The 22163-nt window shown below is 64.9% G+C and carries 19 protein-coding genes and 1 pseudogene; 14 read left to right on the top strand and 6 right to left on the bottom strand.

Annotated features, from left to right (window positions below):
- A pseudogene (locus ACYZGB_RS13250) lies at positions 1-263 on the top strand (IS481 family transposase); the annotation flags it as partial.
- 859 nt (positions 264-1122) lie between these two features.
- Here ACYZGB_RS13250 and ACYZGB_RS13255 read toward each other — a convergent pair.
- Together ACYZGB_RS13255 and ACYZGB_RS13260 are read right to left on the bottom strand one after the other, a co-directional pair.
- Complete coding sequence (locus ACYZGB_RS13255) at positions 1123-2517, bottom strand: sensor histidine kinase (RefSeq protein WP_462388849.1); 1395 nt, start codon at positions 2515-2517, stop codon at positions 1123-1125.
- Positions 2518-2679: 162 nt separating this feature from the next.
- Positions 2680-3396, bottom strand: coding sequence for a response regulator transcription factor (locus ACYZGB_RS13260; RefSeq protein WP_462388851.1), 717 nt, complete (start codon positions 3394-3396; stop codon positions 2680-2682).
- 168 nt (positions 3397-3564) lie between these two features.
- Here ACYZGB_RS13260 and ACYZGB_RS13265 point away from each other — a divergent pair, with 168 nt between their 5' ends.
- The 7 genes from ACYZGB_RS13265 (at position 3565) to gloA2 (ending at position 10799) form a co-directional block, all read left to right on the top strand.
- Positions 3565-4815: an ABC transporter substrate-binding protein gene (locus tag ACYZGB_RS13265; protein ID WP_462388852.1), complete on the top strand. Its 1251-nt coding sequence runs from the start codon at positions 3565-3567 to the stop codon at positions 4813-4815.
- Between the two features lie 123 nt (positions 4816-4938).
- On the top strand, positions 4939-6057 hold the full coding sequence (locus tag ACYZGB_RS13270) for a carbohydrate porin (RefSeq protein ID WP_462388982.1): 1119 nt from the start codon (positions 4939-4941) through the stop codon (positions 6055-6057).
- A gap of 122 nt (positions 6058-6179) precedes the next feature.
- Positions 6180-7061 (top strand): carbohydrate ABC transporter permease, encoded by an 882-nt coding sequence (locus ACYZGB_RS13275; protein WP_094286387.1) that lies wholly within the window; start codon positions 6180-6182, stop codon positions 7059-7061.
- Entirely contained in the window at positions 7051-7920 is an 870-nt protein-coding gene (locus ACYZGB_RS13280) for a carbohydrate ABC transporter permease (RefSeq protein ID WP_462388854.1), read from the top strand. The genes ACYZGB_RS13275 and ACYZGB_RS13280 overlap by 11 nt, the downstream gene beginning before the upstream one ends.
- Before the next feature lie 8 nt (positions 7921-7928).
- The gene (locus ACYZGB_RS13285) at positions 7929-8996 is read left to right on the top strand and encodes an ABC transporter ATP-binding protein (RefSeq protein ID WP_462388856.1); all 1068 of its coding nucleotides are present in this window, start codon (positions 7929-7931) and stop codon (positions 8994-8996) included.
- A gap of 391 nt (positions 8997-9387) precedes the next feature.
- Positions 9388-10365, top strand: coding sequence for a glucokinase (gene glk, locus ACYZGB_RS13290; RefSeq protein ID WP_462388858.1), 978 nt, complete (start codon positions 9388-9390; stop codon positions 10363-10365).
- 23 nt (positions 10366-10388) lie between these two features.
- Positions 10389-10799 (top strand): SMU1112c/YaeR family gloxylase I-like metalloprotein, encoded by a 411-nt coding sequence (gloA2, locus tag ACYZGB_RS13295; protein ID WP_462388859.1) that lies wholly within the window; start codon positions 10389-10391, stop codon positions 10797-10799.
- Between the two features lie 47 nt (positions 10800-10846).
- Here gloA2 and zwf read toward each other — a convergent pair whose 3' ends face one another.
- Positions 10847-12301 carry a glucose-6-phosphate dehydrogenase gene (gene zwf / locus ACYZGB_RS13300; protein WP_462388861.1) on the bottom strand — a complete coding sequence of 485 codons (1455 nt, stop codon included), beginning with the start codon at positions 12299-12301 and terminating at the stop codon, positions 10847-10849.
- Positions 12302-12482: 181 nt separating this feature from the next.
- Here zwf and pgi point away from each other — a divergent pair, with 181 nt between their 5' ends.
- From pgi to ACYZGB_RS13315, 3 genes are all read left to right on the top strand, one after another.
- Positions 12483-14045 carry a glucose-6-phosphate isomerase gene (gene pgi, locus ACYZGB_RS13305; RefSeq protein WP_462388983.1) on the top strand — a complete coding sequence of 521 codons (1563 nt, stop codon included), beginning with the start codon at positions 12483-12485 and terminating at the stop codon, positions 14043-14045.
- 109 nt (positions 14046-14154) lie between these two features.
- Positions 14155-15393: an AGE family epimerase/isomerase gene (locus ACYZGB_RS13310; protein ID WP_462388863.1), complete on the top strand. Its 1239-nt coding sequence runs from the start codon at positions 14155-14157 to the stop codon at positions 15391-15393.
- A gap of 45 nt (positions 15394-15438) precedes the next feature.
- A complete protein-coding gene (locus tag ACYZGB_RS13315) occupies positions 15439-15870 on the top strand; it encodes a GNAT family N-acetyltransferase (protein ID WP_462388864.1) in 432 nt (143 codons plus the stop codon).
- A gap of 90 nt (positions 15871-15960) precedes the next feature.
- On the opposite strand, the gene ACYZGB_RS13320 is transcribed toward ACYZGB_RS13315, so the two are convergent.
- Positions 15961-16890, bottom strand: a complete 930-nt coding sequence (locus ACYZGB_RS13320) for an SMP-30/gluconolactonase/LRE family protein (RefSeq protein WP_462388866.1) — start codon at positions 16888-16890, stop codon at positions 15961-15963.
- Positions 16891-16991: 101 nt separating this feature from the next.
- Here ACYZGB_RS13320 and edd point away from each other — a divergent pair, with 101 nt between their 5' ends.
- From edd to ACYZGB_RS13335, 3 genes are all read left to right on the top strand, one after another.
- On the top strand, positions 16992-18761 hold the full coding sequence (edd, locus tag ACYZGB_RS13325) for a phosphogluconate dehydratase (RefSeq protein WP_462388867.1): 1770 nt from the start codon (positions 16992-16994) through the stop codon (positions 18759-18761).
- Positions 18752-19408 carry a bifunctional 4-hydroxy-2-oxoglutarate aldolase/2-dehydro-3-deoxy-phosphogluconate aldolase gene (gene eda / locus ACYZGB_RS13330; protein ID WP_462388868.1) on the top strand — a complete coding sequence of 219 codons (657 nt, stop codon included), beginning with the start codon at positions 18752-18754 and terminating at the stop codon, positions 19406-19408. The genes edd and eda overlap by 10 nt, the downstream gene beginning before the upstream one ends.
- Before the next feature lie 233 nt (positions 19409-19641).
- Positions 19642-19941, top strand: coding sequence for a DUF805 domain-containing protein (locus ACYZGB_RS13335; RefSeq protein ID WP_462388869.1), 300 nt, complete (start codon positions 19642-19644; stop codon positions 19939-19941).
- A 139-nt stretch (positions 19942-20080) separates the two neighbouring features.
- Here the strand turns inward: ACYZGB_RS13335 and groL are convergent, their stop codons facing one another.
- Positions 20081-21733: a chaperonin GroEL gene (groL, locus tag ACYZGB_RS13340; RefSeq protein WP_462388870.1), complete on the bottom strand. Its 1653-nt coding sequence runs from the start codon at positions 21731-21733 to the stop codon at positions 20081-20083.
- Between the two features lie 94 nt (positions 21734-21827).
- Complete coding sequence (locus ACYZGB_RS13345) at positions 21828-22118, bottom strand: co-chaperone GroES (protein ID WP_056173280.1); 291 nt, start codon at positions 22116-22118, stop codon at positions 21828-21830.
- Positions 22119-22163: the final 45 nt, after the last annotated feature.

Raw genomic sequence — 22163 nt, forward strand, 5'->3', positions numbered from 1 at the left:
CGGTGCAGCACTACCGCATGAGTGCCCGGCCCATGCCAACGACCCTGGCGCCCATCGAGTACGCCGAGCGCGACCATGTGCTCACGGTGGGCTGGAATGGCTTTGTGAAGTTCCGGGGACACAAGCTACGGTTATCCAGTGCACTGCACAGACTGCCGGTCGCCTTGCGCCCGGACGATCTGCACGACGGGTGCTTTGACCTGTACTTCTGTCACCAGCGATTCATGCGTCTGGACATGAACGCCCTGACGGCTTCCAATTGAGGAGGTGTTACCCATGTCCCCGCACACCTGTTTCCCATGTGTCCGGTCCATACAGCGTCGCCGAAAGAAAGTCACCAAAGAAAGGGCGACCCCCAGTCTGCGACCCCTGCGCTTCGCTACGGGGCAAACCTGCGGCGGGGCGGTTGCGGGGTGCGCCGCAGAACTCACTGCGCTGCTTCGCAGCTCCGTTCGGACAACTGCGGCGAGTCAGTTCACGAAGCATGGGCGCTTCGACGCCCATGCCACCCCGCAACCACCCCGCCGCAGGCGCAGCCAGCAGGGGGTGGGGAACCGAACACCCAAACAGCTGAACAGCCCCACGGGCCATCGCTGCGCTCGGCCCTGCCTGCGCAGCGCGAGATGGGGCCGAGCGCAGCGATGGCCCGAATGGATGTCCGATCCCGGTGGGTTCCCTTCTGTATGCGCCTGGGGCGCGCAGGGCGCGGGGTGGCATGCGCGTCGGAGCGCGCATGCTTCGTGAACTGATTCACCGCAGTTGTCCGAGCAGAGCGCCGCAGGCGCGCAGCGAGTTCTGCGGTGCACCCCGTGACCGAGCACCCCAGGTTGCCCCGCAGCGCAGCGAAGGGGTCGCAGACAGCAGGGTCGCCTTTTCTTTGGTGACTTTCTTTTGGCGAAGCAAAAGAAAGCCACTGCGCCGCCGGGCGCACACCCCGGCCTCCGTCCTCAAACCGAGCATGTTTTTCAAATCTGCACGCCAAGGCTTCGACATGCTCAGCCCGAACGGTTGAGGCGCATCCAGACTATGAAAAATCCCGCCCTTTGATCTACTTATGCTATAAAAATAATAGCTATAAAGGCTTTTCCAGAGCGCGGTAAAGCCCAAAAAATCTCAAAAAAATCACCCCGCAGGCACACGCATCCCCACCCGCAACCCCTTCGGCACCACCCCCTCGCCCACTGTCCGGCCGCCATGCCGCAGCGCAATCTCCTCCACGATCGACAGGCCCAGCCCACAGCCGCCCGCCTTGTCGGACCCGCGCCAGAACCGCGCAAACAGATCGCCCAGGTGCTCGGCCGGTACACCCGGACCGTCGTCCTCCACCAGCAGCAATGCCCAGCGGCCGGGCTCCTCGTGGCCTACGCGCACTGTCACGGTGGCGCCGGGGCCGGCGTAGTGCAGAGCGTTGTCGATGAGGTTGTTGAGCGCCTCGCGCAGCAGCAGCGGGTGGCCCTGCACGGGCAGGCTGTCGTCGCCCTCGTAGCCCAGGTCCATGCCCTGGGCCAGGGCGCGGGCGGCCCATTCGCGGGCCACCTCGCGGGCCAGGGCCGCCAGGTCGATGGGCTGCATCTCCACGTTCGACTCGGAGCGCGCCAGCTGCAGCAGCTGGTGCACCAGGTGGGCGCTGCGCTGGGCGGCCGAGAGCACCTTCTGCAGGCGGGCCTGCACCGCCGGTTCGTGGCTTTCGTGCAGGGCCAGTTCGGTCTGGCCGATCAGGCCTGCGAGCGGGGTGCGCAGCTGGTGGGCGGCGTCGTTGAGAAAACGCTTTTCCTTTTGCTGGCCGCGGGCCACGGTTTCCAGCAGACGGTTGATGGTGCTGGCCAGCGAATGCACCTCTTGCGGGGCCGATGTCAGCTCGATGGGTAGCAGTGGTGTCGTGCCGGTGGTGGGCTGGGCGCCCGCGCGCTCGATCTGCGCCTCCAGGCGCTTGAGGGGCTGCAGGCCGCGCAGCACGCCTGCGTACACCACGGCGCTCAGGGCCAGGCCCATCAGGCCCATGGGGAACACCATCTGCTCCAGCAGCTCCTGGGCAATGCGCTCGCGCACCGTGAGGCTCTGGGCCACCTGCACGCGCAGGCGCTGGCGGGTGGAGGCGGTGCCGTAGTCCACGTCCAGCAGCGCCACGCGCACGGGGCGGTCGTCCACGCGCGCGTGGTAGAGGTAGGGGTCGCCCACGCGCACATCGACGGGCGGCGGCGGCGGCAGCTGGGCGTTGCCCAGCAGAAACCGGCCGGGGGGCGACGACACCATGTAGGTGATGCGGTCGGCCGGGTCCTGCTCCAGGATGTCCTGCGCGGCCTTCGGAAAATCCACCAGCAGCCCGTCCCCAATCGGCTTGATCTGCCGCGCCAGCGCCCGCACCGACTGGGTCAGCGTCTGGTCAATGCCCTTCTCGCCGTTCTGCAGCGCAATGCGCCAGGCCAGAAATCCGCCCGACAGCCACAACACCAGCTGCGGCAGCAGCAGCCACAGCAGCAGCTTGCGTTGAAGAGAAACCCCAGGTACATGGCGCATGTTTCAGCAGTCAAAAATGGGCGGCGCTGCGTTAAATACTGGCGCGGCCCATGCGAGGGCCGCCGCGCAAGGGCCGCCCCGCCGCGCTGGCGGAGTCCCCCTTCCCGCAGTGCGCAGCGCTGCGAGAGAAGGGGGAAGCGGCGTAGCCGCTCAGGGGGATGGTCACGGTCTGTTCAGCATGTACCCCAACCCCCGGATATTGCGGATGTTCAGGGGCGAGGTGTCCAGCTTCTTGCGCAGGCGGTGCACATACACCTCCAGCGCATTCGAGGCCAATGGCGCTGCGGCCTGGCCGGGTTCGGTGGGACTGGCGCGCCAGGCGGCCAGCACGTCGTCGCGCGTGACCACCTCGCCCACGCGGTGGGCCAGCAGGGCCAGCAGTTCCCACTCGCGCTGGGTCAGGTCCAGCGGGTCGCCGTTCAGCGCGGCGGCCTGGCCCGCGTGGTCCAGCACCAGCGGGCCCAGGGTGGTGAGCTGCGGCCCCTGGGTGCTGCTGGCTTGGGTGAAGGCAGGCTGGCGCGCACGGCGCAGCATGGCCTGCAGGCGGGCCTGCAGCTCCTGCATGTTGAAGGGCTTGGTGAGGTAGTCGTCGGCCCCGGCGTTGAGACCCTGCACGCGGTCTTCCACGCCGTCACGGGCGGTGAGGATCAGCACCGGCAGGCCCGCAATGTGCGCGCGCGCCCAGGTCAGCAGCTCAATGCCATCGGCGCCTGGCAGGCCCAGGTCCAGGATGATCCCGTCCACTGCCTGCATCTGCAAAAGCGCCATGGCCTGCGGCACGCTGCTGGCGGTGCAGACGCTGTAATCGAGTTGCTTGAGTTGGCCGGAAAGTGCGTCGAGCAAGAGGGCGTCGTCTTCGACAATGAGTAGCGTGGCCATGGATTGAGCATATCAAAGGCCCCCGCAGCCAAGCCTTTGTGGCCCGGCTGCGACTCTCAGGGAAAGCCCTGAGAATTAAATTAATTATTGTAATTAAAGTACCAACTGCGCTGAACAGCACCGAATTGCGGCGCACCAAACGGATTCAAACATCGAGGAGACACGGGTATGTGGAAGATGACAAAAATCGCCGCAGTGGCGGTGGGCCTGGCGGCAGCGATGTCGGCCAGCGCGGGGGAGGTCGAGGTCCTGCACTACTGGACTTCGGGCGGCGAGGCCAAGTCGGTGGCCGAACTCAAGAAAATCATGCAGGGCAAGGGCCACACCTGGCGCGACTTTGCCGTGGCCGGTGGTGGTGGCGACAGCGCCATGACCGTGCTCAAGAGCCGCGTGATCTCGGGCAACCCGCCTTCGGCCGCGCAGACCAAGGGCCCGGCTATCCAGGAATGGGCTTCGGAAGGCGTGCTGGCCAACATGGACACACTGGCCAAGGCCGAGAAGTGGGACGAGCTGCTGCCCAAGGTGGTCGCCGATGTGATGAAGTACAAGGGCGCCTACGTGGCCGCCCCGGTCAACGTGCACCGTGTCAACTGGATGTGGGGCAGCTCCGAGGCCCTGAAGAAGGCTGGCGTTGCCGCCATGCCCAAGACCTGGGACGAGTTCTTTGCGGCGGCCGACAAGCTCAAGGCCGCAGGCCTGGTGCCCGTGGCCCACGGCGGCCAGAACTGGCAGGACTTCACCACCTTTGAATCCGTGGTGCTGGGCGTGGGCGGCGCCAAGTTCTACCAGGACGCGCTGGTCAAGCTCGACAGCACTGCACTCACCAGCGACACCATGAAGAAGTCGCTCGAGACCTTCCGCCGCATCAAGGGCTACACCGACCCCGGCGCACCCGGCCGCGACTGGAACCTGGCCACGGCCATGCTGATCCAGGGCAAGGCGGGCTTCCAGCTGATGGGTGACTGGGCCAAGGGCGAGTTCCTGGCCGCAGGCAAGGCACCGGGCAAGGATTTCCTGTGTGCTGCGGCACCAGGCTCAGCCAATGCGTTCACCTTCAACGTCGATTCGTTCATCCTGTTCAAGCTCAAGGACGCCGCTGCACAGAAGGCGCAGAGCGACCTGGCCAGCTCCATCATGAGCCCGGCCTTCCAGGAAGTGTTCAACCTGAATAAGGGCTCCATCCCCGTGCGTGCGGGCCAGCCGATGGACAAGTTTGACGACTGCGCCAAGGCCTCGGCCAAGGACTTCGTGGACACCGCCAAGAGCGGCGGCCTGGTGCCCAGCGCGGCCCACGGCATGGCGATTGCCCCGGCCACCGAAGGCGCCATCAAGGACGTGGTCAGCCAGTTCTGGAACGACGACAAGGTCAGCGTCGCCGATGCCATGAAGAAGATCGCGGCCGCCGCGAAAACCAAGTAAGCCGTGCAAGACACACGCGCACACACGCACTAAAACCAACCCCAGAGGGATCCCATCATGAAGACAAGAAACCGCCTCACGGCGGTGGCTTTGGCCGCCGCATGCGCGAATGGCGCCTTTGCAATGGAAGTAGCAGGCTTTGAGTTCAACGGCTACTCGCGCGGTGGCCCGGTGTTCAACCACTCCGACGGCGTCAAGGGCAACCTGTCGCTCGGCGGCGAGCTGCAGAAGTTCCGCCTGGGCAACGAGGGCGACAACGGCATCGAAGTCAACTTTGCGCGCACCTTCGAAGCTGGTGGCGTGAAGTGGAAGGTGAACTACATGCCCGCCAAGTGGGGCAGTGGCGACATCAGCACCGAGCAGGCGTTTGTAGAAATGAGCGGCTTCTCGTTCGCCCCCGAAGCCAAGTTCTGGGCCGGCCAGCGCCGCCTGCGCATCCAGGATGTGCACATCGTTGACTACTTTCTGCTGAACTACGGCGACAACATCGGCGCTGGTGTGACGGATGTGCCCGTGGGCGGCATGAAGCTGGGTGTGGGTGTGTTCACCGGCGACAAGTTCGACGGCAACCTGCCCAACAACGTGAAGGCGCACCGTATCAACGCCGACCTGTCCGAAATCAACACCAACCCCGGCGGCAAGCTGCGGGTGTTGCTCACGGCCGTGGGCGGCAAGGGCCAGGTCAACGGTGGTTCGGGCTCGGGCATCTCCTTCATGCACACGCAAAAGGAATTCCTGCTGCCCAGCATCAGCAACACCTTCTACCTGCAAACCTCGCGCGGCCATGCCCGCATCGACGGCGAGTTTGAAGCCATCGACGGCACGCGCGCTGGCCGCCGCTCCACGCGCATTGCCGACTCCATCAATTGGCAAAGCGGCCCCTTTGGCGGCCAGGCCCTCATTGGCTACCAGACCAACAAGGCCGACCTGACCGGTGTGGAGACCAAGGACTTCTCGCTGGGCGGCCGGGGCTCGTACGCGTTCAGCAAGAACTTCAAGGGCCTGGTGGAACTGTCCACCACCACCCGCAAGGGCAGTGGCCCGGACCAGCGCCTGTCCAAGGCCACGCTGGCAGGTGCCCTGGCGCTGTCGGAAGACTTCTGGTCGCGCCCCGAGCTGCGCCTGTACGTGACCAAGGCCAACTGGAACCAGGCCGCCGCCGCAGCCAACGCGGGCAGCTTTGGCGCCAATGGCAAGACCTCGCGCACGCTGGTGGGCGTGCAGTACGAGGTGTGGTGGTGATCCGTTGAGGAGGTAGTGAGATAGCGAGTTATCCAGAGGTTACTTTGTTCAGTTTGGGGGGCACTCCTGCGTGTCCCCCGCTTTTTTTCCATGCAGGACGATGACAAACACATACCGTGGCCATGAGCAAGAACACCTTTGAAACATGGCTGCCCAAGCTGGTCGTAGCGCCTGCCTTTGTGCTGGGCTTCGCCTTCATTTATGGCCTGATGGTGTGGAACGGCGTGCTCAGCCTCACCGTCTCGCGCATGCTGCCCAACTACGAATGGGCGGGCCTGGCGCAGTACGAGCGCCTGTGGGAGATGGACCGCTGGTGGGTGGCCCTCAAGAACCTGGGCATCTTCGGCGTGGGCTACGTGGGCGGCTCGCTCGCCATCGGCGTGGTGCTGGCCGTGCTGCTGGACCAGAAGATCCGCGCCGAGGGCGCGCTGCGCACCATCTACCTGTACCCCATGGCGCTGTCGTTTGTGGTGACCGGCACGGCCTGGAAGTGGCTGCTCAACCCGGGCCTGGGCATCGAGAAAATGGTGCGCGACTGGGGCTTTCCCAACTTTGAATTTGGCTGGCTGGTGGACACCGAGATGGCCATCTACTGCGTGGTCATCGCGGGCATCTGGCAGAGTGCAGGCTTTGCGATGGCGCTGTTCCTGGCGGGTCTGCGAGGCATCGACGACAGCATCATCAAGGCCGCGCAGGTCGATGGCGCTTCGCTGCCGCGCATCTACTGGCGCATCGTGCTGCCCGCGCTGCGGCCGGTGTTCTTCTCCACGCTCATGGTGCTGTCGCACCTGGCGATCAAGAGCTTTGACCTGGTGATGGCACTCACCGCCGGTGGCCCTGGTTTTGCCACCGATGTGCCTGCCACCTTCATGTACACCATGTCGTTCTCGCGCGGCCAGATCGGCCTGGGCGCGGCCAGCGCCACCATGATGCTGGCCACCGTGGCGGCCCTGGTGATTCCTTACCTTTACAGCGAACTGCGGACCAAAGCCCATGACCGCTAAGCCCTCCTTGCTCCCTTCTGTGGGCCGCTTTCTGGTCTACGCGGTGCTGGCCCTGGCCACCGTCTTCTTTCTGCTGCCGCTGTACGCGATGCTCGTCACGTCGTTCAAGGACGCCGAGGAAATCCGCAGCACCTCGCTGCTGGCGCTGCCGGGTTCGCTGAACTGGTCGGCCTGGGGCACTGCCTGGCAGAGCGCCTGCACGGGCGTGGACTGCAATGGGCTGCGCCCGTTCTTCATGAACTCGGTGGCCATGGCCGTGCCTGCGGTGCTGATCTCCACCGTGTGGGGCGCGCTCAATGGCTATGTACTCAGCCTGTGGAAGTTCCGGGGCAGCGATGCGCTGTTTGGCATGCTGCTGTTCGGCGTGTTCATGCCCTTCCAGGTGGTGCTGCTGCCGATGAGCCAGGTGCTCGGCTGGCTGGGGCTGTCGAGCTCCATCACCGGGCTGGTGCTGGTGCACTGCCTGGCGGGGCTGGCGGGCACCACGCTGTTCTTCCGCAACTACTACGCGGCCATCCCGAAAGAGCTGGTGAATGCCGCACGCATGGACGGCGCGAGCTTCTTCCAGATCTTCTGGCGCATCGTGCTGCCGCTGTCCACGCCCATCATCATGGTCACGCTGATCTGGCAGTTCACCAACATCTGGAACGACTTCCTGTTTGGCGTGGTGTTCTCGGGCACCGACTCGAAGCCCGTGACCGTGGGCCTGAACAACCTGGCCAACACCAGCAGCAGTGTGAAGGCCTACAACGTGGACATGGCGGCCGCGATCATCGCAGGCTTGCCCACCATGGTGATCTACGTTCTCGCAGGCAAGTTTTTTGTGCGCGGCCTGACGGCTGGCGCGGTGAAAGGTTAAGGAAAATCATGGCGTCTTCATTGGACATCGCGGGCATCAACAAGCGCTTTGGCAAGGGCGACAAGAGCGTGGAAGTGCTGCGCAAGATCGACATCCACGTGGCACCGGGCGAATTCCTGATCCTGGTCGGCCCCTCGGGCTGCGGCAAGTCGACGCTGCTCAACATCATTGCGGGCCTGGACGAGCCCACCGAGGGCGAGATCCGCATCGCCGGCAACAACGTGGTGGGCATGCCTCCGCGCGACCGCGACATCGCCATGGTGTTCCAGAGCTACGCGCTGTACCCCACGCTGTCCGTGGCCGACAACATCGGCTTTGCGCTGGAGATGCGCAAGATGCCCAAGGCCGAGCGCCAGAAGCGCATCGACGAAGTGGCCGCCATGCTGCAGATCAGCCAGCTGCTGGACCGCCGCCCCAGCCAACTCTCGGGCGGCCAGCGCCAGCGCGTGGCCATGGGCCGGGCGCTCGCGCGCCAGCCGCAGCTGTTCCTGTTCGACGAGCCGCTGTCCAACCTCGACGCCAAGCTGCGCGTGGAGATGCGCGCCGAGATCAAGCGCCTGCACCAGGCCAGCGGCATCACCAGCGTGTACGTGACGCACGACCAGGTCGAGGCCATGACGCTGGGCTCGCGCATCGCGGTGATGAAGGGCGGCGTGGTGCAGCAGCTGGGCACCCCCGACGAGATCTACAACCGCCCGGCCAACACCTACGTGGCCACCTTCATCGGCTCCCCCACCATGAACCTGCTGCGCGGCGCGGTCACGGGCGGGCAGTTTGGCATCCAGGGTGCGGCGTTGAACCTGGCGCCTCCACCATCCAGTGCCAACGAGGTGCTGCTGGGCGTGCGCCCCGAGCACCTGGTGATGCAGGAGACCGCCCCCTGGCGCGGCCGGGTCAGCGTGGTGGAGCCCACGGGCCCGGACACCTATGTGATGGTGGACACCGCTGCGGGCAGCGTCACGCTGCGCACCGACGCCCAGACCCGCGTGCAGCCCGGCGAGCATGTGGGCCTGGCCCTGGCGCCCGCGCATGCCCACTGGTTTGATGCACAGTCGGAAGAGCGGCTGGCCGCCTGAGAGGCTGAGAGTCTTTTAGCCATGCCCGCCTTGCACGCCAAAAAGCCCCGGCTCGTCGTTGCAAATGCTCGCCATAGCCCGAGCTATGGCTGTGCTTTGCGCCTAGATCCGAGGCGTTTTCGCGCGCCTTTCGGGCTTGGCTAAAAAACTCTCAGCCTCTGGGCCGGACGGTGTGAACCTGCGGCGCAGACGCCGCCACCCGACTTTGGTCTTTGTCAGGGCAAAGATTTGAAGTAAAAACAGGCTTCTGCGCGCGACTGGTATGCCTTTTGAGCTATTAATAATGTAGCAATTGAAGGCCGCAGCCGCTGGCTCTCCCACCGCCGGGCGGGTGTGACATCCTGCCCGCCCTGCCTTTCTTCGAACCCTTTGGGATTCTTTTCGTCGATCTATGCACCCGCAGCGCCTTCTTGCCGACATTGGCGGCACCAACATCCGCCTGGCCTGGCAGGCATCGCCCACGGGCCCGCTCAACGACACGCGGGTGTTGCCCTGCGCGCAGTTCCCCACGGTGGACGCGGCACTGGCCGCCTACCTGCAAGAGGTGGGCGTGCCCACCCCGCGCGAGGCCGCATTCGGCATTGCCAACCCCGTCACGGGCGACGCGATCCGCATGACCAACCACAGCTGGAGCTTCTCGCAGCGCGCCGTGCGCGAGGCCTTTGGTTTTGAGCGGCTGGTGGTCATCAACGACTTCACCGCACTCGCGTTGGCGCTGCCCCTGCTCACGCCCGATCAACTGCGCCCCGTGGGCGGCGGCACGGCCGTGCCGGGCGCCGCGATTGCGCTACTGGGCCCGGGCACGGGCCTGGGGGTGTCAGGCCTGGTGTTTCCGCCGGGCTCCAGTCTGGGTGTGCCGCTGTCGGGCGAGGGTGGCCATGTCACGCTGGCCGCGCAGACCCAGCGCGAATTCGATGTGCTGGGCATCCTGCAAGAGCGCTACGGCCATGTGTCGGCCGAACGCGCCGTGTGTGGCGCCGGGCTGGTGGACCTGTACCACGCGCTGCGCCGGCTGGCCCAGCGTGGTGGCAAAGAGATCAGCTCGGCTGCGCAGGTGACCGAACTCGCACTGCAGGCCAACGACCCGCTGGCGCTGGAGGCGCTGGAGCTGTTCTGCGGCTTTCTGGGCAGCGTGGCGGGCAACCTGGCGCTCACGTTGGGCGCGCGCGGCGGTGTGTTCATCGGCGGCGGCATGGTGCCGCGCCTGGGCACCTGGTTCGACCAGTCCCCGTTCCGCGCGCGGTTTGAATCCAAGGGGCGGTTCCAGTCTTACCTGGCGGGCATCCCCTGCTGGGTCATCGACCCCGGTGCCACGCCCGCGCTGCACGGCGCATCGCGCGCGCTGGACATTGCGGGCTCGGACGCATGAGTAGCGACAGCGCACCACCGCCCATGCTCCGGCCCACCGGTGTGCACCACGTGGCCGTCATCGCCAGCGACTACGCGCGCTCGCGCCACTTCTACACCGAGGTGCTGGGTCTGCAGGTGGTGCATGAGCACTACCGCGCCGAACGCCAGTCGCACAAGCTCGACCTGCAACTGCCCGATGGCACGCAGGTGGAGCTGTTCTCCTTTCCAAACCCGCCGCCGCGCCCGTCCTACCCCGAGGCCTGTGGCCTGCGCCATCTGGCGTTGCGCGTAGCCGATATGGAGGCCAGCGTGGCCGCGCTGGTGGCGCATGGCGTGGCCGTGGAGCCGGTGCGGGTGGATCCGTTCACCGGTGCACTGTTCACGTTTTTTGCCGACCCGGACGGGTTGCCGATCGAGCTGGTCGGGCCTGCGACCAGCGCCATGCCGCGCTGATTGCACTCACCCAAAAAAGAAAAGGCCCTGGTGGGCCTTTTTCCGTGTCACATCTCTTCACTCCAGCAATACCCATCGCGCGCAATCATCGCGCTGGCCGCACGCGGGCCCCAGCTGCCCGCAGGGTAGGGGCGGGGGCCTGCCGGGTCGTTCTTCCAGTATTGCAGGATGGGTTCCACCCAGCGCCAGGCTTCTTCCTGCTCGTCGCTGCGCACGAACAGGTTCAGGCGGCCAGCGATCACGTCGAGCAGCAGGCGCTCGTAGGCGCCCACGCGCTCGGTGCCAAAGCGCTGGTCAAAGTCCAGGTTCAGGTGCACCTGCGACAGTGCGGGTTCCGTCTGGTGCTGGGCGGCGCCCTGGGCCATCAGGTGCAGTTCCAGCCCGTCCTTGGGCTGCAGGTTGATCACCAGCCGGTTGGCAGCGCCTGCAGGCGTCTTGAAGATGGGGTGGGGCACGGGGCGGAAGTTGATGACGATGTGCGCATCGCGCCCCGCCAGCCGCTTGCCGGTGCGGATGTAGAACGGCACACCCGCCCAGCGCCAGTTGCTGATTTCGGTGCGCAGCGCCACAAAGGTCTCGGTGGCGCTGCCGGGGGCCACGCCTTTTTCTTGTGCATAGCCGGGCACGGGCTGGCCCTGGTGGTTGCCCGCCGCGTACTGGCCGCGGATCACATGCTGGCCAATGGTTTCCAGCGTCCAGGGCTTGAGCGACTGCAGTACCTTGAGCTTTTCGTCGCGGATCGCGTTGGCGCTGGAGTTGATGGGCGGCTCCATGCCGATCGCGCACAAGAGCTGCAGCGCGTGGTTCTGCACCATGTCGCGCATCGCACCGGTCTGGTCGTAGAACGCGCCGCGCGATTCCACGCCCAGCTCTTCAGCAATCGTGATCTGGATGTTGGCAATGGTCTCGCGGCGCCACAGGGGCTCGAACAGCGCGTTGCCAAATCGCAGCGCAAACAGGTTCTGCACCGAGGGCTTGCCCAGATAGTGGTCGATGCGGAAGACCTGCTCTTCCTTGAGCACGCGGCGCAGGGTGTCGTTGATGGCGCGGTTGGACTGCAGGTCGTGGCCCAGGGGCTTTTCCAGCACCACGCGGGTGGTGGGGCCGTTCAGGCCCACGGCGGCGATCTGCTCGCACACGTTGGTGAACAGGCTGGGCGCGGTGGCCACGTACATCACCACCGAGTCGGCGCCGCGTGCCTTCAGCGTCTCGGCCAGGCGTTCGTAGTCCTGGGTTTTGGACAGGTCCATGCGCAGGTAATTCAGCAAGGCCGCAAACCGCGCAAACTCGTCCGGTGTGGGGCGCTTGGCCAGTTCCACGCTGTCGAACCGCGACTGGATCAGGCTGCGGTATTGTTCGTCGCTCAGGTCGTCGCGCGCCACGGCGATGATGCGCCCGCCCTCGGGCAGCGTGCCATGGCGGAATGCCTGAAACAATGCGGGCATGAGCTTGCGCCAGGCAAGGTCGCCGGTGCCGCCGAACAGGACGAGGTCAAAACTCATGGTGTCTCCGTGGTGGGTGTGTCGTTTTGCTGCGTGGAATTGTAATCACGTTACATAAATTTGTGGCCTTCTTTGCTATGTTCCTGCTGCTTGTAACCCAAAAGAATCCGTAAAACTCGTTGAATTTCTGTAATCAAGTTACCATTCCGGCGCATTTCCAACCCCAGACGACATGACCCTCATGCCCACCCGTTGCGACCAGACTGCCCTTTGGCCCCTGCTGGCGGCCCACTTTGACGCCCAGGGCCGCAGCCTGGATATGCGCCAGGCCTTTGCGCAAGACGCGGGTCGTTTTGCGCATTTCAGCCAGCAGGCGCCCCACGTGTTTGCCGACCTCTCCAAGAACCTGTGGAGCCGCGAGACCGAAGCCCTGCTACTGGATCTGGCCCGCGCCTGCGGGGTGGAACAGCACCGCGATGCGATGTTGGCGGGCGAGGCCGTCAACACCACCGAAAACCGCGCCGTGCTGCACACGCTGCTGCGCCGCCCGGCCGGCGTGGCCCTGCCCGGTGATGTGCCCGAAACCGCACAGCGTCTGGCCGATGTGCACCACACGCTCGATGCGATGCTGCAGTACGCCGAGCAGGTGCGCAGCGATGCCGCCATCACCGACGTGGTGAACATTGGCATCGGCGGATCGGACTTGGGCCCGCACATGGCCGTGCGCGCGCTCGAAGAGTTCCGCACACCGGGCAAGCGCTTTCACTTTGTCTCGAACGTGGACGGGCACGAGTTGCACCATGTGCTCAAGGGTCTGCGGCCCGAGAGCACGTTGTTCCTGGTGGCGTCCAAGACCTTCACCACGGCCGAGACCATGACCAATGCGCGCTCTGCGCTGGCCTGGTTCGATGCCCAGGGTGGGCGCGATGTGGCGCGCCACTTTGCGGCACTCACCACCAACATCGAAGCCGCAGCGGCCCTGGGCATCACCACCACCTTCGGCTTCTGGGACTGGGTGGGCGGCCGCTACTCGCTGTGGTCGGCCATTGGCCTGCCCATTGCCATCGCGATCGGTGCCCAAGGCTTCCGCGACTTCCTCGCGGGTGCGCATGCCATGGACGAGCATTTCCGCACCGCGCCGCTGGCGCAGAACCTGCCCGTGCGCCTGGGTCTGCTCGATGTCTGGTACCGCAATTTCCACGGCTTCACCAGCCGCTGCATCGCGCCGTACCACGCCGCGCTGGGCCGTTACTCGGCCTACCTGCAGCAGCTGGAGATGGAGAGCAACGGCAAGCGCGTGGCGCAAGACGGCAGCACGCTGGCCTGCGTCACATCGCCCGTGCTCTGGGGCGAGCCCGGCACCAACGGCCAGCACGCGTTCTTCCAGATGCTGCACCAGGGCGCCGATGTGCTGCCGCTGGAGATCGTGGCCGTGCGCAAGGACTCGCACCCGCTGCCCGGCCACCAGCAAAAGCTGCTGGCAAACGCCCTGGCGCAAACGCAGGCGCTGATGGTGGGCAAGGCCAGCGACGACGGCCACCGGCACTTTCCGGGCAACCGTCCCAGCACCCTGATGCTGCTCGAATCACTCACCCCCACATCGCTGGGCGCGCTGATTGCACTGCAGGAGCACCGCGTGTTTGTGAGCGGCAGCCTGTGGGGCATCAACAGCTTTGACCAGTGGGGCGTAGAACTGGGCAAGGTGCTGGCCAAGGACTTGGAAGCGCGGCTGGAGAGCGGTGATGTGGCAGGGCTCGATGGCTCCACGGCGGGCCTGCTGGGCCTGTTGCGCAACGCGACTTGACCCAGCACCGCACCGTCCTCGGAGTAGCTCCGGCGCCAGACCGGGTGCTCCACTGCCAGAAACCAGCGCGGTTTCTGGCCCACAGCCAACACATCAGGAGACACACGCCATGGCGATCCCGCCCCTGCCAGACTTCCGGTCCGCAGCCTTTTTGCGCCAGCATCTGCGTGACACCATGGCGTTCTACGCCCCCGTGGCCACGGACGCGAGCGGCGGCCAGTTCCACTTCTTCCTGGACGACGGCACGGTCTACAACACGCATACCCGCCATCTCGTCAGCGCCACGCGTTTTGTGGTCACGCACGCCATGCTCTACCGCACCACGGGCGAGGCACGCTACCAGGTGGGCATGCGGCACGCGCTGGAGTTTTTGCGCACTGCGTTCCTTGACCCTGTTGATCGTGCGATGGGCGGCTACGCCTGGCTGATCGACTGGCATGAAGGCCGCACCACCGTGCAAGACGCCACACGCCACTGCTATGGCATGGCCTTTGTGATACTGGCCTACGCCCGCGCATATGAGGCGGGAGTGCCCGAAGCCCGCCAGTGGCTGGCTGAAGCATTTGACACCGCCGAACTGCATTTCTGGCAACCCGCCGCAGGCCTGTATGCCGACGAGGCCAGCCCTGATTGGCAGCTGACCAGCTACCGGGGCCAGAACGCCAACATGCATGCCTGCGAAGCCATGATCTCGGCCTTCCGCGCCACGGGCGAGCGCCGCTACATCGAGCGTGCCGAGCAACTCGCACAAGGCATCTGCCAGCTGCAGGCAGCGCTGTCCACCGTCGCCAGCGCCCCCGCTGCCGAAGGTTGGGTGTGGGAACATTTCCACGCCGACTGGTCCGTGGACTGGGACTACAACCGCCACGATCGCAGCAACATCTTTCGCCCCTGGGGCTATCAAGTCGGCCACCAGACCGAATGGGCCAAGCTGCTGCTGCAACTCGATGCGCTGCTGCCTGCCGACTGGCACGTGCCCTGTGCGCAGCGCCTGTTCGATACCGCTGTGGAGCGCGGCTGGGATGCCGAACACGGCGGCCTGTACTACGGCATGGCGCCCGACGGCAGCATCTGCGACGACGGCAAATACCACTGGGTGCAGGCCGAGAGCATGGCGGCTGCAGCGGTGCTGGCTGTGCGCACGGGCGATGAGCGCTACTGGCAGTGGTACGACCGCATCTGGGCCTACTGCTGGGCCCACTTTGTGGACCATGAACATGGCGCGTGGTTTCGCATCCTGCACCGCGACAACCGCAATACCACCCGCGAGAAGAGCAATGCGGGGAAGGTGGACTATCACAACATGGGGGCGTGTTATGACGTGTTGGGGGCGCTGGGAGGGGTGTGAGTAAGAATGATGGCTATCGGCCAATTTCGGGCAAGGGAGTCACAAGTGTCACTCGAATGGAAACTCTCTACTGATGGGATCGACTGGGAAGAACTTTCTGCCCTTTATCGAGCCGCCCCTTTGGGCGAGAAGAGCCCGCTTCATCTGCAGAGGGTCTTCTCAAACAGCATGTTCAAGTGTTTCGTCTACGAGAATGCGAAGCTCGTAGCGGTGGGGCGCGCGCTCGCAGATGGTGCAGATTGCTCGTACATCTGCGACATTGCGGTATCGCCTGGTCATCAAGGTACAGGCCTCGGCAAACAGGTTGTCAGCAAGTTGATGGAAATGTCATGCGGACACAAGAAAATCATCTTGTATGCAGTTCCTGGCAAAGAGCCTTTCTATAGAAAGTTTGGCTTCTTGCGAATGAAGACTGCCATGGCCATTTTTGAGAATCAGAAGCAGCAAGTTGAGAAGGGCTACCTCAGTGAAGCCTAGTTCTTCTGTCGTGAGGGTCGGCGTAGGTGGTAGGTGCCAACCTTCGGGAAAGCCAAACGTCTGCAATGGTCCTTGAACCGCCCAGCGTCCTTAATACGTGAAGAGGTTCACTGGTAGCCCAGCAGTCTCCACCCGCACGCTGAACAGCGACCCTGCCGGCACCGCCGCCTCCTGCTCCTCCACCGGCCGCCCCGCCCGTGCCGACGTGATGAACAACGTCCGCAAATCCTCCCCCCCAAAACACACCATGGTCGGGCACTGCACCGGCACGGTAGTGCGCTGCAGCACCTCACCCGCTGGCGAAAGCTGCAACACGCAAGCCCCTTCGTACATCGCCACCCAGTAGTTGCCTTCCACATCCACTGCCGCACCATCGGGCCGCCCACCGTAGGGCTGGCCTTCCATCTTGCGATCGAACTGCACCCAAGGGCGGCGGTTGGTGATTTCGCCCGTGGCCACATCGAAGTCGAACTGGTCGATGCGATGCTCCGGCGTGTTCGACCAGTACAGCGTGTGGTTGTCGGAGCTGAAGGCCAGGCCGTTGGCGGTGAAGTTGTCGCCTGCCATGCGGCGCACGCGGTAGCCGGTGGCGCTGGTGGCATCGGCCTGCAAGCACCACAGCGCGGCATGGGGTGCCGTGCGGGGCGTGATGACCGAGCCCGCCCAGAAGCGGCCTGCGGTGTCGCAGCGGCCGTCGTTCAGGCGCAGCACCCTGGTGTCGTGCTGCTCAGGTGGGAGCAGGGCCAGGCAGGTGAGGGCGGTGGGGTTGGCGCTGTCCTTCGCCGTATCCAGAAGATAGAAACCGTTTCGTAACCCGATTACCAATCTCCCACCCGCTGCTGGCGCGCAGCAGCCGGGCTCACTGGGCATGCGCCATTGTCGGTGGCGGCCGCTTTCGGGATGCCATGCGTGTATTGCTTGACCCTGAATGTCACACCAGTACAGGGATTTCTCCGTGGGGTGCCAGAAGGGGGATTCGCCCAGTTCGGACGGCGGCAAGGGCAAGGTTTGCAGGGGCATGGGTTGAATCGAGGTGGTTATCGAGTTACATTCTAGGGCCTCAGATAACAGGCGCCAGGGGTAACGCCCTGGGGCCGAGCCACCCACCGATGGAGACCTCCATGCACCCAGTTGTAGCGCGCGTGACCGAGCGCATTGTCCAGCGCAGCGCAGACACGCGCGGCGCCTACCTTGCTGGCATTGACGCCATGATCGCCCGCAAGCCCGCGCAAGACCGCATGGGCTGCGCCAACCTGGCCCACGCCTATGCGGCGCTGCCGGGCTCTGACAAGTTCAAAGTCACCGTCGAAAAGGCCCCCAACATCGGCATCGTCACGGCCTACAACGACATGCTCTCGGCCCACCAGCCCTACCAGAGTTACCCCTCCGTTTTGCGCGACGAGGCTGCCCAGCATGGCGCCACGGTGCAGGTGGCCGGTGGCGTGCCTGCGATGTGCGACGGCGTGACGCAGGGCACGCCCGGCATGGAGCTGTCGCTGTTCTCCCGCGACGCCATTGCCATGGCCACGGCGGTAGCGCTATCCCACGATGTGTTCGATGGCGCGCTGCTGCTGGGCGTGTGCGACAAGATCGTGCCCGGCCTGCTGATCGGCGCGCTGCACTACGGCCATTTGCCTTGCGTGTTTGTGCCTGCAGGCCCCATGGGCACAGGTCTTTCGAACAAGGACAAGTCGAAGGTGCGTGAGCAGTACGCGCAGGGCCTGGTGGGCCGCGACGAGCTGCTCAAGGCTGAATCGGCTGCGTACCATAGCCCCGGCACCTGCACGTTTTACGGCACGGCCAACAGCAACCAGATGCTGCTCGAAGCCATGGGCCTGCATGTGCCCGGTGCGGCGTTCGAGTCGCCCGGCACTGAGGCGCGCGAAGCCTTCACGCGGCAGGCGGTGCGCACGGTGCTCGACATCGGCAAGCGCGGCAACCGCTTCACGCCCATCGGCAAGCTGGTGGACGAGCGCTGCATCGTCAACGCCATGGTGGCCTTGCTGGCCACGGGCGGCTCCACCAACCACCTGATCCACTGGGTGGCGATTGCGCGCAGCGCGGGCATCCTGATCGACTGGACGGACTTTGACGAACTCTCGTCCGTGGTGCCGCTGCTGGCCCGCGTGTATCCCAATGGCGATGCCGATGTGAACCAGTTCCAGGCTGCGGGCGGCCCGCCCTGGATCCTGCGTGAGCTGCTGGCGGGTGGCTTCATGCACGCCGATGTGTTGAGCGTGAACGCGGGTGGCATTGCCGATGGCGGCAAGAGCGCACCCGCCGTGTCGGGTGACACCTCGGTGCTGCGGCCCGTGAGCGCGCCTTTCTCGCCCACCGGCGGCCTGCGCCTGCTGCAAGGCCGTCTGGGCCGCGCAGTGATCAAGGTCTCGGCCGTGCCGGAAGATCGCCACATTGTCGAAGCCCCTGCCCGCGTGTTCGATTCGCAAGAGGCTTTGCTCGCTGCCTTCAGCGCGGGCGACGTGAACCAGGACATGGTGGCTGTGGTGCGCTTTCAGGGCCCACAGGCCAACGGCATGCCCGAGCTGCACAAGCTCACGCCCCCGCTGGCTGTGCTGCAGAACCAGGGCTTCAAGGTGGCGCTGGTGACCGATGGCCGCATGAGCGGCGCATCGGGCAAGGTGCCCGCCGCTATCCACGTCACGCCCGAGGCACTGGCCGGTGGCCCGCTGGCCAAGGTGCGCGATGGCGACATCGTGCGGGTCGATGCGGTGGCTGGCACGCTCGATGTGCTGGTCGATGACGCCACCTGGGCGGCCCGTTCCCCCGCGCCCTACAACGCCCCGTCGCAAATCGGCTTCGGCCGCGAACTCTTCACCAACTTTCGCCGCCACGCGGGCGGTGCCGAACAAGGAGCCTGCACATGGCTGTAACCCCTGCTTCCACGCCTATGAATCCCCTCGACATCGCCAGCCATGGCCCCGTCATCCCCGTCATCGTGATCGACCGCGTGGAAGACGCGCTGCCCCTGGCCGAAGCGCTGCTGGCCGGTGGCGTGAAGGTGCTGGAGGTGACGCTGCGCACCGCTGCAGGCTTGCCCGCCATCGAAACCATCGCCCGCAACCTGCCCGAGGCCGTGGTGGGCGTGGGCACGGTGCTCAATGCCGATGACGCGCGCCGCGCGAGCGAAGCCGGTGCGCGGTTTGCCGTGAGCCCCGGCTACACCTCGGCCGTGGGCAGCGCCTGCAAGGGCCTGAACCTGCCGCTGCTGCCCGGCGTGGCCACGTCGAGCGAGATCATGGCGGCGCTGGCCGATGGGTTCTCGTTCCTCAAGCTCTTCCCGGCCGAGGCCGTGGGCGGTATTCCACTGCTCAAGTCCTGGGCCAGCCCGTTTGGGCAGGTGAGCTTCTGCCCCACGGGGGGCATCACCCCCGCCACTGCGTCCAACTATCTGGCGCTGCCCAATGTGCGCTGCGTGGGCGGCTCGTGGCTTACGCCCACCGACGCCGTGCGCGCGGGCGACTGGGCGCGCATCACCGAGCTGGCACGCGCCACGCAGGCGCTGCGCAAGGCGGGTTGAGCTGGGCTGAAGCAGGAAAATACAGTCAAAATGGCCGCTTCCGCCTGATGGATATGCCTTTGTAGCTATAAAAAATATAGTGAACGGCTGCCTGTGTGCCGCGTGCGACCCACACCGTGCGACGGCGCCCAGCAATTTCCACCCATGTCTGACGCAGAGCCCCCCTATCATGGCGCGGGGGCTTGGTCCCCCACATCGCTGGTTTGCTTTTCAACCAAGAGAGGGAGTGCACTGTGGATTTTGTTTCTGCTGTCAAAAGCTGCTTCGCGCAGTACGCGGGTTTCTCCGGCCGCGCGCCACGCTCGGAGTTCTGGTGGTTTGCCTTGTTCCAGGTGGTGGTGCTGGTGGTCACCGGCTTTGTGAGCGAGGTGCTGTACGGCATTGCCGCGCTGGCCCTGCTGCTGCCCGCCATCGCCGTGGGTGCGCGCCGGTTGCATGACATTGGCCGATCGGGCTGGTGGCAGCTGCTGTCGCTGACCGGGATCGGTTCGCTGGTGCTGATCTACTGGTGGGTACAGCCCAGCGGCGACTGATTTTTGCGGGATGCGGGGCCTTACAAGCAACCCGCCACGCCATAAAAAAACCCGCAGGCCGTGAAGGCCTGCGGGTTTTTTGTTGGGCGCTGCCTGCGCAGTCAGTCAGCACGCTGCTGGCTGCGCGGGGGGCGGGCAATTACATGCCCATGCCGCCCATGCCACCCATGCCGCCCATGTCGGGCATGCCGCCGCCAGCGCCGGCTTCGTCCTTCGGAGCCTCAGCCACCATGGCTTCGGTCGTCAGCAGCAGCGATGCCACGGAGGCAGCGTTTTGCAGAGCCGTGCGGGTGACCTTCGTGGGGTCCAGAATGCCCAGTTCGAGCATGTCGCCGTACGTGTCGTTCGATGCATTGAAGCCGTAGTTGCCCTTGCCGGCCAACACAGCGTTCACCACCACCGAGGCTTCGCCGCCGGCGTTGTTCACGATTTCGCGCAGGGGGGCTTCGATGGCCTTGAGCACCAGCTTGATACCGGCTTCCTGGTCGGCGTTGTCGCCCTTGACCGAGTCGCCCACAGCTTGCTTGGCACGCAGCAGAGCCACGCCGCCGCCAGCCACAACGCCTTCTTCCACAGCTGCACGCGTGGCGTGCAGTGCGTCTTCCACGCGGGCCTTCTTTTCCTTCATTTCGACTTCGGTGGCAGCGCCGACCTTGATCACGGCCACGCCGCCAGCCAGCTTGGCCACGCGCTCTTGCAGCTTTTCGCGGTCGTAGTCGGACGTGGCTTCTTCGATCTGCACGCGCACTTGCTTGACGCGGGCTTCGATGTCAGCAGCAGCGCCAGCGCCGTCGATGATGATGGTGTTTTCCTTGCCCACTTCGATGCGCTTGGCTTGGCCCAGGTCGGCCAGCGTGACCTTTTCCAGGGTCAGGCCCACTTCTTCAGCGATGACCTTGCCGCCCGTCAGGATGGCGATGTCTTCCAGCATGGCCTTGCGGCGGTCGCCGAAGCCAGGAGCCTTCACAGCCACAACCTTCAGGATGCCGCGGATCGTGTTGACCACCAGCGTAGCCAGGGCTTCCCCGTCAACTTCTTCGGCAATGATCAGCAGGGGACGGCCAGCCTTGGCGACTTGTTCCAGCGTAGGCAGCAGGTCGCGGATGTTGCTGATCTTCTTGTCGAACAGCAGCACGAAGGGGTTGTCCAGAATGGCGGATTGCTTTTCTGGGTTGTTGATGAAGTAGGGCGACAGGTAGCCGCGGTCAAACTGCATGCCTTCCACGACGTCCAGTTCGCTTTCCAGCGACTTGCCGTCTTCCACGGTGATCACGCCTTCCTTGCCGACCTTGTCCATGGCGTCAGCGATCAGCTTGCCGATGGTTTCGTCGGAGTTGGCGGAGATCGAACCCACTTGGGCGATTTCCTTGGAGGTGGTGGTGGGCTTGGAAGCCTTCTTCAGCTCGATCACCAGGGCGGCGACAGCCTTGTCGATACCGCGCTTCAGGTCCATCGGGTTGATGCCAGCAGCCACGTACTTGAAGCCTTCGCGCACGATGGCTTGTGCCAGCACGGTGGCGGTGGTGGTGCCATCACCAGCGTTGTCGCTGGTCTTGGAGGCCACTTCCTTCACGAGCTGGGCGCCCATGTTCTGCAGCTTGTCCTTGAGTTCGATTTCCTTGGCCACGGACACACCGTCCTTGGTCACGGTGGGGGCGCCGAACGAGCGCTCCAGCACCACGTTACGGCCCTTGGGGCCCAGCGTGACCTTGACCGCGTTGGCCAGGATGTTCACGCCTTCAACCATGCGAGCGCGGGCTTCGCCGCCGAAAACTACGTCTTTTGCTGCCATTTTTGGCTCCTAAAGTTGGATTCAAATTCGCTGCCTGCGCCTATCCAGTAAGCGCTTGCAGCTATGAAAAAGTGAGTAAACGACCGAGAAGGAGTTACTTCTCGACAACTGCGAACAGGTCGTCTTCTTTCATGACCAGCAACTCGTCGCCATTGACCTTGACGGTCTGGCCCGAGTACTTGCCGAACAGAACGCGGTCGCCGACCTTCACGTTCAGGGCGAGCACTTCGCCCTTGTCGTTTTTCTTGCCAGGGCCCACGGCCAGCACTTCACCTTGATCAGGCTTTTCAGCAGCGTTGTCAGGGATCACGATGCCGGAGGCGGTCGTGGTTTCGCTTTCGATACGCTTGACGATCACGCGATCGTGCAGAGGGCGAAGGTTCATTGCAATGCTCCTGTTTTCAGTAAAAAAGCTGACGTACTCAGTGCC

It is taken from the genome of Acidovorax sp. Q11 (assembly GCF_054950075.1).